Origin of the sequence: Coprothermobacter sp. (assembly GCA_013824685.1) — a bacterium.
GTDB lineage: Bacteria > Caldisericota > Caldisericia > Cryosericales > Cryosericaceae > Cryosericum.
The window spans coordinates 1-11,646 of record PNOG01000001.1; the positions used below are offsets into that span (position 1 = coordinate 1).

Consider the following 11,646-nt stretch of genomic DNA (forward strand, 5'->3'; position numbering starts at 1 on the left):
CCTGGAGAGGAGTAGCCGACTTGAAGCTGTCTGAAGTTCTTGAGATTACCGGAGCAATGTGTGTCGTGGGTGAGCAGTTGGACACTATTGAGGTGAACCATGCGTTTGCTTCAGACCTCATGAGTGATGTACTTGCCATGAGTCGTCCCGATACGCTGCTCATCACTGGGTTGACTACTCCTCAGATCATTCGAACGGCACAAATGCTTGACCTGCCAGCCATCCTCGTGGTAAGAGGCAAGGATGTGCCTCAGGATGTCGCTGATTTGGCACGCACGACAGGCATTGTCGTTCTGGCGACACACGACATCATGTACGTGACGTCGGGCAAGCTCTATGTCCGAGGTCTCTCTGGATAGTAGATGTCCCTTGAGCAGAGCGTAGAAGCACTGCGGTATCTGGGGCTGTTCACCAGTCTGGACGCTTCCAGCGTCATGTCTACCTCAGTGCATGCCCTTCATCCTGAGGATCGTGTTGCAGCAGCCCGCACTCTCATGCGGGAAAAGTCGATTTCCGGAGTGCCCATCGTCGATGCCGACTTTCGGTTGGTGGGGATCATTTCGGTGTCGAAGATCATTGAGGCGCTTGCCGACGGGCGTCTGGCCGACTCTGTCGATTCAGTGATGACACGCGATGTCATCTCTCTGCACGCTTATGACACCTTTGAGACCATCCTGTCCTGTTTCCAGCGCTTCAAGTTCGGGCGTTTCCCGGTAATCGAGGAAGACGGCAAGCTGGTTGGCATGATCACGGACACCGACGTCCTGTCGGCGATTATTCGCAGCTTCTACTCGGTGTACGTCCACGACCAGCGACGCACGGTGACCCTCGGCAGCTTCTCGGCCCTCTCGAAAGAGTTCGAGAACAGTGCAGACTTTGTGTATGACATCAGCAGTACGGGACTTGAGAATGCTGGCGAAGGCTCAGCTCGGCTCAAGGCGTTCCTCCAGAGCAAGGGTTTCGGCGAGTCCGTCGTTCGACGGGCGAGCGTCTGCGCCTACGAAGCGGAGATAAACGTTTGTATCCATGCGGGAGGAAAGGGTTCACTGCGGGCCATTGCTCGCAATGGTGAGATCATAGTGCGCGTCGAAGATGAGGGACCCGGAATCGAGAACATCGATCTTGCGATGAAGGAAGGCTGGTCTACCGCGACCGATGCAATCAGGGAGCTGGGGTTTGGTGCGGGCATGGGTCTGCCGAACATCCGTCGGTTCTCCGACCACCTCGTGATTATCTCGGGCAAGGACAAGTCCACCAAGGTTGAGATGATCTTCCTGGCTGACAAGGAATAGGAGGCAATATGACAGTCCATGACGTCATCGAGTCGCTGGGTGCGGAGGTCGCAGTCGATGGTGATACAACGCGGCTGGTAACGTCAGGGTATGCCTGCGACCTGCTCTCCGAAGTCATCGCCAAGGCTGCTCCAGGATCGGCTTGGGCGACCATCCAGACGCACATCAATGTCATCGCCGTAGCAGCGATGGTCGGCATCAGCATCGTTATCGTCTGCGAGGGGCGAACCTGCGAGTTCGACGTGGTTGAGCGAGCCGCAAAGGAACACCTGACGATCCTTTATTCCAGGGATTCAGCGTATATCGTTTCCGGAAAGCTCTACGCCCTTGGGCTGAGGTAGCTCATGCTGGAGGTAGCCGGTGACCTGCACCTGCATTCGTGTCTGTCGCCGTGTGCGGATATCACGATGCTGCCGGGCGAGGTGGCTGGGCGGCTCGCTGCGCGCGGGATACGAGTTGCCTCTCTGACCGACCACAATGCTGCGTGCAACGTGCCTGCATTTCAGCGGGCATTCCAGCGGGTTGGCATCCTGCTCGTGCCAGGGATGGAAGCTACCACTGCGGAGGAAGTCCACCTGCTCTGCTATTTCGAGACGATGGATGCCCTCTGGAAATTCAGTCGCAGACTGCTGGCATCATACCCGCGCATCGTCAACGATCCTGAACGTTTTGGCTATCAGCTTGTCTGTAATGAACGCGACGAGTTTGTAGGCCAGTTTCCCTTCCTGCTGTCCATGGCAAGTCTGCTGAGTCTCGAGGAACTCAGAGGGCTTGTCGAACAGTTGGGCGGTGTCGTCGTGCCGAGCCATCTGGACCGCCGATACGGACTTCTGTACCAGCTGGGGATGGTGACATCAGACATGGAGTTTCCCACGTATGAGGTCGCCCATAAGGTCAACATCGAGAGAATCGCGGCACAGCTTCCTGGTCATCCGCAGTTCGTCTCGAACAGCGATGCTCACAACCTTGATTCCATAAGTCCTCCCCGGTATGTCTTCGAGATCGAGGAGTTGAGTGTTCATGAAGTACTCGTGGCTCTTCGACATGAGAATGGAAGAGGTGTAAGGCTCCTATGAGGACGATAGCAGACCATATCCTGGACATTGCCTCCAACAGTGTGACGGCCGGAGCCACTCAAATATGGCTCGACATCGACCAGGATCCGGCAAAACATCTGCTCGTTTTCTCGGTTCGGGACAACGGGTGTGGGATGGATGCCGATATTCGCACACGTGTGTTTAATCCGTTCTTCACCACGCGGCCGCACAACATCAGGAGGTTCGGTCTTGGATTGCCATTCCTCAAGGAAAACACAGAGTTGACCGGTGGAGGGGTCGATCTATGGAGTGTCTCGGGTGAGGGAACAACACTCGGGGCAACCTTTCATACGGACCACATTGACTGTCTGCCGTTTGGAGACCTGGCATCGACCATTTTTGCTCTGCTCATTGCTGACGGCGCAGTGCGGTGGCATATCCACCGCTCAGAAGGAAATCTGACATATGCTGTTGATACCGAGGAGCTACGAGCAGTCTTCTCGTCGGAAGAGATGTCTGACCCCCGAGCGCAGTTGCTGCTTCTGGAGTTCTTGCGCGATCAGGAGCGCGATGTGGTCCAGGACAATGGTCGCGCATCTGGGCAGGACGGTATGTGAGGGTACTGGTGATGACGAACTACAGATTGGGAGACATATCAAAGGCGACTGTTTCGCGCATGGCCATGTATCTGCGCTGTCTCACATACCTTGAGCAGCAAGGAGCGTCGACACTCTCATCGCGGGAGCTGGCTTCGCTGACCGGTGTGAGCGCCGAACAGGTGAGACAGGACTTGTCAGTCTTCGGTCGATTTGGCAAACGTGGCACCGGGTACGATGTCGTTCGACTGAAGGCCGAAGTCGAAGCCATCTTCGGGCGTGGTGTCGAACGGTGGAAGTGCTGTATCGTGGGTGTAGGCTCTCTTGGCACAGCGCTCATTGCCAGTCGCACAGTTCAGAAGTGGGGATTCAGGTATGTTGCAGCGTTTGATACGGACCCCCGCAAGATTGGAACGCGCGTAGAGCGCATCCCCGTGTACTCCGTTGATGAGTTGAAAACTGTCGTCCGCCGCGAACACATCGCTATCGGGGTTATCGCTGTTCCTGCATCCGGGGCCCGAACCGTCGCCCGAATCCTCTGCGAGGCGGGCATTCGAGGCATCCTCAACTTTGCTCCGCAGAATGTCAAGGTGCCGGAAAAAGTCCCAGTGCTCTCGGTGGATCTTTCACAAGAATTCCTCAAGCTTTCGTTCTACATCCAGAGTGCAGAGCAGCGGGCGCGGGAGGAGCAGGCCCAGATCGATGCCGCGTCACACAGCGAGTAGCGGCGCTTTTAGGGCACTACTCGTTCTGGGTGTGAGTAGACATTCATACGTCCGGCTCGCACAAAGGCGACAACGGTGACTCCAACCCTTTCCGCAAGAGCGATTGCCTGAGCAGTCGTGGCACTCCTCGAGGCCAATACCGGTATCCCGACACGGGATGCCTGGGCAACTGCTTGGGCTGGAATACGCCCCGTTCCCATGAGGACTGCCTCTCTGAGATTCCAGGAGTGCATGAGAGCGTACCCGATGACCTTGTCGAGTGCCGTGTGACGACTAATGTCTTCACAGCTGAAAACATGCTCTCCCTGTGCGATAAGGCGGCATTCGCCCTCTTGGTCAGGCGCGACTTCTTACGGGCACCGGTGTTCCTGTGGACAATGCCCTTCTGAGCGAGTTTGTCGAGCTGCTTCACGGCGTCGACGAATTTCTCGGGGGCATAATCGGACTTGTGAGCCATGTCCAGGGCAAGTCTTATCTTGGCTGTATGCTCGGTGTTGTATGCCGTCCGTGTCTTGGTCTTGCGGACGTCGCCAACAGAAGATCTCTTGATTGGCATAAAACTCTCCTTTGTCTCTTCGGAACTTGTCATGCTTACCGTACCCATTTTCCCGTGATGTCAATGATTGAAGGGCCCCTGCTTATATGATGAATGAGCCGTTTTGTTCGTCATGTTGCGAACTGCAGGATTCCTATACTGTGAACGGACTAGCGCAGGCCTTTGGATGTGGCATGCAACGGGCATAGAAGGTTGACTCCTGTCCGTGCTGCCATAGAATTCACATGGTTCGCCTGTGGTCGGGTGGGTTTGTTGGACATGCGCCGGCTCATTCTGTGTATTCAGCGAACGTCAGCAGTTAGCACCATTTTGAGTCAGTGGCGTGGGAAAGGAGACAGCATGGGGCGTTTGTCACCCGAATCGGTCGATGACCTGGTTGTTGCAGCCGGGAAACCTGAGGAACGCCGATAGGTCATGAGGACAGAGTCAGTAGCTGGCGTCGGCTTGTCCAGGGAGACGACAAGAGAGCGCAGGTGCCGCTCATGAACCTTGTTGTCCTTGCAGGTGGCCGTAGTCGGCGAATGGGATTGCCGAAGTACTGCCTTTCTCTTGCAGGTATCCCCCTCTACGAATACCCCTTGCGTCGGCTTGGTGCGCTGTACCAGCGCCACATTATCGTCGAGAACAAGGGTCTCATACCTGTAGACGGCAAGCCGAAGCGACTGGTTGTCGGCGACCTTGTTGCTGATGCAGGACCTCTGGGTGGTATCTACAGTGGACTCCGGGCATCAGATGCGGAACTGAACATGGTGGTCGGTGCCGACATGCCGTTTGTCTCTTCTTCATTGGCCCAGGCGATGGGAAAGCGCGCGCGCGCGCAGGACTTGGACATCCTTGTTCCCAACATCGATGGTCTTCTTGAGCCGTTGTTCGCCATCTATTCTTCTCGGGTCGCCAACGTCGCAGCCGAACTGCTGGCATCGGGGATTCGTTCTGTTCGGGAACTCTTTCGCAATGAGTCGTTGCGCATCGGCTTCATTGACCGGGCCTCTGGCATGCAATACGATGAACGGTTAATGTCTTTCTTCAACGTGAACACACCGGACGATCTCATTATGGCACAACTGATGATGCGTGCGGGTGAAAAGTCGATAGAGGAGGAACGTGTATGCGGATGAACTTGGAAGACCGACTGAAAGAGAACCCCGAGTTGAAGAGGCAGTTTGGCGAACTTGACGTGTACATCGATGAGAAAGCAAGTCAACAGGGAAGCCTCATCAACGTCATGCACCGCGCCCAGGAGATTTTTGGTTACCTCCCAGACGATGTACTCGATTATGTATCGATAAGGCTCCACGTGCCACGCTCGACCGTGTACGGCGTAGTGACGTTCTACCATTTCTTCAGTCGCGTTCCAAAGGGACGACATACGGTGAGTGTGTGCCTCGGGACTGCGTGCTACGTGCGCGGTGGCAACACTGTGTATGATAAGGTCATGAAGACACTGGGCATCAAAGCCGGGGAGACATCACGGGACGGGCGTTTCTCGCTCGACCTGGTGCGCTGTGTCGGAGCCTGTGGCCTTGCTCCCGTCATCGTCATCGACAAAGACACATATGGCCGTATGACACCGGACAGAGTCATCACCTTACTGAACAAGTACGCATAACCCTGGAAACAGAGGAGGAGACAGTGAAGTCACTGGAAGAACTGAAGCGTATCAAGGAGCAGACTCTCAAGGACATGGACCTTCGCCAGGCCAAGGACCGTGGCAAGGTCGTTGTTGCCATGGGTACGTGCGGAATTGCGGCTGGGGCAAAGGACGCCCTCATGGCTGTCATTGAAGAACTGGAAAAAGCCGACATCCATGATGTCCAAGTTGTGCAGTCTGGCTGCATGGGTCTGTGCGACAGGGAACCGACGGTCGAAGTATCGATGAAAGACCAGCCCAGTGTCGTTTATGGAGATGTCAACGAGGCGAATGCCCGCCGAATCGTCCACGAACACGTCCAAGGTGGCCATATCGTGGCCGAATTGGTCATCAAACGGGGGAACATTTAGCCGGAAAGGGAGACGGGAAAACGCAATGATACGAAATCAGCTATTGGTCTGTGCGGGTGGCGCCTGCATCACAAGTGGTGAAAGAAGCGTCAAGGACGTCCTTGTCGAAGAGCTGGCGAAGAACAACATCCAGGATGAGGTTCAGATCATCGAGACGGGCTGCATGGGAGCATGCGACCTGGGTCCGATTGTTGTCGTCTACCCGGAAGGGACGTTCTACCAGAAGGTCAGTGTGCAGAACGCAGGCCTCATCGTCAGTGAGCATCTCGTCAAGGGACGTACTGTGTCTGAGTTGCTGTATCATGGGACTGCAAGCGAAAAGAAGGCTCAGACAAGTGAGGAAATACCTTTCTATACACGCCAGGTGAAGCGGGTGTTGCGCAACTGCGGTGTGATAGATCCACTTTCGATCGAGGAATATATAGCCCGTGACGGCTATTTTGGTCTTGGCACCGCCTTGGAGATGAGTCCGGACGACATCATCGAGATGGTGCTGGATTCTGGATTGCGTGGGCGTGGTGGAGCCGGGTTTCCTGCGGGAATCAAGTGGAAGGCGGCGAAGGAGGCAACAGGCTCTCCGAAGTACGTCGTCTGCAATGGCGATGAAGGAGATCCAGGGGCTTTCATGGACCGCAGCGTGCTTGAGGGCGACCCACACTCGGTCGTCGAGGCGATGGTCATCGCAGGGTACGCTATCGGGGCCGCAACTGGCTATGTGTATGTGCGTGCGGAGTATCCCCTTGCCATAGAGCGTTTCGACCACGCACTCAAGAAAGCACGTGAGTATGGGTTCCTTGGGCAGAACATCCTTAGCAGTGGATTCGACTTCGATATCGAGATTCGCATCGGCGCGGGGGCATTTGTCTGCGGCGAGGAGACCGCACTCCTCCGGTCCATCGAGGGGAAGAGAGGGATGCCCAGTCTGAAGCCTCCCTTCCCAGCTCAGGAAGGCTTGTGGGGCAAGCCGACGCTCATCAACAATGTGGAGACATATGCCAACGTCGCCCCCATTCTGATCAACGGGGCAGACTGGTTCCGCAGTGTCGGGACGCTCAAGAGTCCCGGCACCAAAGTTTTCGCTCTGGCCGGGAAGGTCCAGAACACGGGTCTTGTCGAGGTACCCATGGGAACGACGCTCCGTGAGCTGATCTTTGACATCGGTGGCGGAATCCCTGACGGCAAGAAGTTCAAGGGTGCCCAGACGGGAGGACCTTCTGGCGGTATCATTACCGCTGACTACCTTGACATGCCCATTGATTTCGATTCAGTCAAGGAGATTGGGACGATCATGGGTTCTGGTGGTCTCATCGTCCTCGACGAGGACAACTGCATGGTCGACGTGGCCAAGTTCTATCTGGAGTTCACTGTTGACGAGTCCTGTGGCAAGTGCACTCCTTGTCGCGAGGGCACGAGACAGATGTACCGGATCATGGAACGGATCTGTGATGGCAAGGGTCACGATGACGACATCGAGAAATTGAAGAGCCTGGGGAAGGTCATCCAGCTTACTTCACTCTGCGGATTGGGGCAGACAGCGCCCAACCCGGTCCTTTCGACTATTCGCTTCTTTGAAGACGAATACCGTGCGCACATTGAAGACAAGAGATGTCCAACACACGTCTGCAAGCATCTGCTCACCTACAGCATCAACCCGGACAAGTGTGTTGGTTGTACTGCGTGTGCACGTCAGTGCCCTGTCCAGGCTATCACCGGTGAGGTCAAGAAGACCCACACTATCGATGTGGACAAGTGCATCAAGTGTGGTTCGTGCTATGAAGTCTGTCGCTTTGGTGCTATTTGCAGAAAGTAATACACACGGAGGGAGTTCATGATGACTGAGAAATTGATCAACGCAAAGATCGACGGGAGGGACTATCAGTTTCCTATGGGGATGACTATCCTCGATGCCTGCAAGAACTCAGGATATGATATCCCCACTCTCTGTTACCTGGAAGGCATCGCAGAGGAAGGCTCTTGTGGGATGTGCGTCGTGGAGGTCAAGAAAGCCAGAACCCTTCAGAGGGCTTGCGTAACCAGGATCACTGACGGTATCGAGATTACGACAGACTCTCCCGGCATCCATGAGGCACGGAAAACGAATCTCGAACTGGCACTTGCGCATCACCCTCTGGACTGTATGACCTGCGATGCAGACGGAGACTGCGAGCTACAGGAGCTCGCCTACCGATTCGGCATCAAGAAGAGCGAGTTTCTTGTTGACAAAGAGGCATTTGAGAGTCCGAAGGAAACCTCCTGGGACACGAATCCATTCATCCAGTTTGACCCGCAGAAGTGTGTCCTTTGCAGGCGTTGCGTGGATGCCTGCGAGAACCAGGCGCTGGTCGAAGCGATTGGCATAGCAATGAGAGGTTCCGGATCTGTTGTGTCGACCCCGTTCAATGTGCCTCTTGAGGGGACTGACTGCCAGTTCTGTGCTGCTTGCGTACAGGCTTGCCCCGTGGGAGCGCTCGTCGAGAAGCCCCGGATCGGCAAGGGCAAGATCTTCAACCTTGAGAAAACCGATACCGTCTGTGCCTATTGCGGAGTGGGCTGCAACATGACCCTGTTCAAGGACAAGAAGAACGACCTCGTGATGGCAAGAGGAATTGACGATGCCCTGCCCAACAAGGGGAGACTCTGCGTCAAGGGACGCTATGGCTATGAGTATGTCAATAGTACCGACAGACTCACAAAGCCCCTCATCAAGGAGAACGGGAAGTTCAGGGAAGCCACGTGGGAGGAGGCCATCGCATACACGGCAACGAGGCTCCAGGAGATCAAGGACAAGTACGGACCAGATGCCATTGGCGTACTTGGCTCCTCCAGATGCACGGATGAGGACAACTTCGCTGTGCAGAAGTTTGCCCGCGCAGTCATTGGCACGAACAACGTGGACAACTGCGCGAGACTGTGCCATGCGTCGACCATTGCGGGGCTGGGTAAGGCGCTTGGCGCGGCTGCGGCAACGAACCCGGTCGACGACATCAAAAATGTGGATGTGATGTTTGTCATAGGCTCGAACATGACAGAAACCCATCCCGTGATTGCGCAGTTTGTGAAAGAGAACAAGAAGAAGCGTGGCGCAAAGCTTATTGTCTGTGACCCACGAAAGACCGACCTTGCAAAGGTTGCTGACATCTACATCCAGCACTTCCCGGGCTCCGACGTTGCGCTTCTCAATGGCATGATGAAGGTCATTGTGGACAAGGGCCTTGTCAACAATGAGTTCATCGAGGCACATACAGAAGGATATGAGGAGTTCGTAAAGGTTGTTTCGAAGTATGACCTTGATAAGGTCTCCAGGCTGACACGCGTCGACAAGGCACTGATTGAGGAAGCTGCTATCTCGTATGCTTCTGCTCTCAATGCCACGATTTTCTATACGATGGGCATCACCCAGCATTCGGTCGGTACGGACAATGTACTCAGCATCGCGAACCTTGCTCTTGTCACCGGCCACATTGGAAGAGAAGGAAACGGTATCAATCCTTTGAGAGGACAGGCAAACGTTCAGGGAGCCTGCGATATGGGAGCTCTTCCCGATGTCTACCCGGGTTACCAGAAAGTAGCCGATCCTGCTGCCAGAGAGAAATTCGAAAAGGCATGGGGCGTCAGTCTTTCCGACAAGCCAGGGCTTCCCGTGACCGAATTCGGAGATGCCGCTCTCAGCGGGCATCTCAAGGCTATGTATTCCATGGGAGAAAACCCTCTCATGACAGAGCCCGACATCACTCATGTGAGGAAGGGATTGGTGGCACTCGAGTTCCTGGCTGTTCAGGAAATCTTCCTTTCGGAGACCGCAGAACTTGCAGACGTCATCTTCCCTTCCGCAGCCGCATATGAAAAGGAAGGAACTCTTACAAACACTGAACGAAGAGTCCAGCTGCTCAGACCTGCGCGAGAAAAGCCAGAAGACGCGAAATTTGACTGGGAGATTGTTTCGCTCGTAGCAACAAAGATGGGCTACCCTATGACATACAGGAATGCCGCGGCAGTCATGGATGAGGTGGCAAGCCTCACGCCATCGTACACCGGTATTCACCATTGGCGTCTTGAGAAAGGTGGCCTGCAGTGGCCCTGTCCCACTGACGACCATGCTGGAACGAAGATCCTTCACTATGGCGGAACCTTCAAGAGGCCGAGCGGAAAAGCGCTCATCAGTCCAGTCGAATACATCGAGGCAAAGGAGCTTCCGGATAGGGAATATCCGATACTCCTTACCACCGGAAGGATTCTCTACCACTACCACTCTGGGCAGGAATCCAGAAGAGTCAAAGTACTCGACACGTTCGTTCCGAGAAACTACGTGGAGGTCAACAAGGAAGATGCAGAGGAACTTCATATCGAACACGGCGAAACGGTAAGGGTTTCGACAAGAAGAGGCAGTATCGAAGTCGAGACCAGAATCTCCGACAAGCCGATGAAGGGAGTAGTCTTCATTAGTTTCCACTTCCGTGAGGCAAGTGCGAATCTTCTCACAAATGCGGCTCTTGACCCGGTAGCAAAGATACCGGAATTCAAAGTCGCAGCATGCAAGATTGAAAAAATCTAACCAGGGGAGGAAGGAATGGATCTACCGATGTTCACACCACCTCAAATTGCCGAGAAGCTGGGAGATGTTTGTCAGGGCAAGTGCAGGACGCCCATGAAGAAGTTCTTTGTCCTTGCGATTCTTGCGGGTGCCTTTATTGCATTTGGTGCACAGTTGTCAATCATTGTCGGTTCCGATGCGACCCTTGGGTTTGGGTTCACGAAGTTCATTGCTGGAGCCGTGTTCAGTGTGGGACTCATGCTCGTCGTGGTTGCGGGGGCCGAGCTTTTCACGGGTGACAACTTGATTGTCATTTCGGCCCTGGAGAAGAAAGTTCGCTGGGGAGAACTTCTGAAGACATGGACGGCTGTCTACCTCGGCAATCTGATTGGCTCGGTCCTTATTGCTCTTCTTCTGTACTGGTCGGGCCTCTGGAGCATGAATGGTAACCTCGTTGGTGCCGCTGCGCTCAAGATCGCGGGAGGCAAGGTCGGCCTTACCTTCGTTCAGGGGCTTGTTAGAGGCATTCTCTGCAACTGGCTTGTCTGCCTTGCGGTGTGGATGGCAACCTCCTCAAAGGATGTCATTGGCAAATTGTTCGCAGTCTTCTTCCCCATCATGGCCTTTGTTGCCTCGGGCTTCGAGCACTCTGTTGCAAACATGTTCTTTATTCCCTACGGCATTCTCCTCAAGTCCGTTCCCAAGGTTGTGGAAGCAACAGGCAAGACCCTTGCAGATTATGCAGGACTAAACTGGGGAACCCTCTGGACCAAGAACCTCATTCCCGTGACCATCGGCAACATCATCGGTGGAGCATTCTTCGTTGGCTTCATCTACTGGTTTGTGTACTTGAAGAAGTCCCCGGAGACTGTGGAAGCGAAGTAGGACGAACCTCTCTTGCTGGCGCG

The 11,646-nt window shown here is 54.8% G+C and carries 13 protein-coding genes; 12 read left to right on the top strand and 1 reads right to left on the bottom strand.

Annotated elements, in window-relative coordinates:
- The first annotated feature begins 56 nt into the window (after nucleotides 1–56).
- From C0398_00005 to C0398_00030, 6 genes are read left to right on the top strand one after another with little or no spacing between them, the layout of a single operon-like run.
- Entirely contained in the window at nucleotides 57–359 is a 303-nt protein-coding gene (locus tag C0398_00005; protein ID MBA4364377.1) for a hypothetical protein, read from the top strand.
- 3 nt (nucleotides 360–362) lie between these two features.
- Nucleotides 363–1,292, top strand: a complete 930-nt coding sequence (locus C0398_00010) for a serine/threonine protein kinase (GenBank protein MBA4364378.1) — start codon at nucleotides 363–365, stop codon at nucleotides 1,290–1,292.
- A gap of 8 nt (nucleotides 1,293–1,300) precedes the next feature.
- Entirely contained in the window at nucleotides 1,301–1,633 is a 333-nt protein-coding gene (locus tag C0398_00015) for an iron-sulfur binding hydrogenase (GenBank protein ID MBA4364379.1), read from the top strand.
- Nucleotides 1,634–1,636: 3 nt separating this feature from the next.
- Nucleotides 1,637–2,368: a phosphoesterase gene (locus tag C0398_00020; GenBank protein ID MBA4364380.1), complete on the top strand. Its 732-nt coding sequence runs from the start codon at nucleotides 1,637–1,639 to the stop codon at nucleotides 2,366–2,368.
- Entirely contained in the window at nucleotides 2,365–2,946 is a 582-nt protein-coding gene (locus C0398_00025) for a hypothetical protein (GenBank protein ID MBA4364381.1), read from the top strand. The genes C0398_00020 and C0398_00025 overlap by 4 nt, the downstream gene beginning before the upstream one ends.
- A gap of 11 nt (nucleotides 2,947–2,957) precedes the next feature.
- A complete protein-coding gene (locus tag C0398_00030; GenBank protein ID MBA4364382.1) occupies nucleotides 2,958–3,650 on the top strand; it encodes a redox-sensing transcriptional repressor Rex in 693 nt (230 codons plus the stop codon).
- A gap of 43 nt (nucleotides 3,651–3,693) precedes the next feature.
- Here the strand turns inward: C0398_00030 and C0398_00035 are convergent, their stop codons facing one another.
- Nucleotides 3,694–4,206, bottom strand: a complete 513-nt coding sequence (locus C0398_00035) for a hypothetical protein (protein MBA4364383.1) — start codon at nucleotides 4,204–4,206, stop codon at nucleotides 3,694–3,696.
- 482 nt (nucleotides 4,207–4,688) lie between these two features.
- On the opposite strand from C0398_00035, the gene C0398_00040 reads away from it, so the two are divergent.
- The 6 genes from C0398_00040 (at nucleotide 4,689) to C0398_00065 (ending at nucleotide 11,623) form a co-directional block, all read left to right on the top strand.
- Nucleotides 4,689–5,324: a hypothetical protein gene (locus tag C0398_00040; GenBank protein MBA4364384.1), complete on the top strand. Its 636-nt coding sequence runs from the start codon at nucleotides 4,689–4,691 to the stop codon at nucleotides 5,322–5,324.
- Nucleotides 5,321–5,815 carry an NAD(P)H-dependent oxidoreductase subunit E gene (locus C0398_00045; GenBank protein MBA4364385.1) on the top strand — a complete coding sequence of 165 codons (495 nt, stop codon included), beginning with the start codon at nucleotides 5,321–5,323 and terminating at the stop codon, nucleotides 5,813–5,815. Before C0398_00040 ends, C0398_00045 begins: the two co-directional genes overlap by 4 nt.
- Nucleotides 5,816–5,889: 74 nt before the next feature.
- Nucleotides 5,890–6,207, top strand: coding sequence for a 2Fe-2S ferredoxin (locus tag C0398_00050; GenBank protein ID MBA4364386.1), 318 nt, complete (start codon nucleotides 5,890–5,892; stop codon nucleotides 6,205–6,207).
- A 25-nt stretch (nucleotides 6,208–6,232) separates the two neighbouring features.
- Nucleotides 6,233–8,017 carry an NADH-quinone oxidoreductase subunit NuoF gene (locus C0398_00055; protein ID MBA4364387.1) on the top strand — a complete coding sequence of 595 codons (1,785 nt, stop codon included), beginning with the start codon at nucleotides 6,233–6,235 and terminating at the stop codon, nucleotides 8,015–8,017.
- Nucleotides 8,018–8,038: 21 nt separating this feature from the next.
- Nucleotides 8,039–10,759 (top strand): formate dehydrogenase subunit alpha, encoded by a 2,721-nt coding sequence (locus C0398_00060; GenBank protein ID MBA4364388.1) that lies wholly within the window; start codon nucleotides 8,039–8,041, stop codon nucleotides 10,757–10,759.
- Between the two features lie 15 nt (nucleotides 10,760–10,774).
- A complete protein-coding gene (locus C0398_00065; GenBank protein ID MBA4364389.1) occupies nucleotides 10,775–11,623 on the top strand; it encodes an FdhC protein in 849 nt (282 codons plus the stop codon).
- Nucleotides 11,624–11,646: the final 23 nt, after the last annotated feature.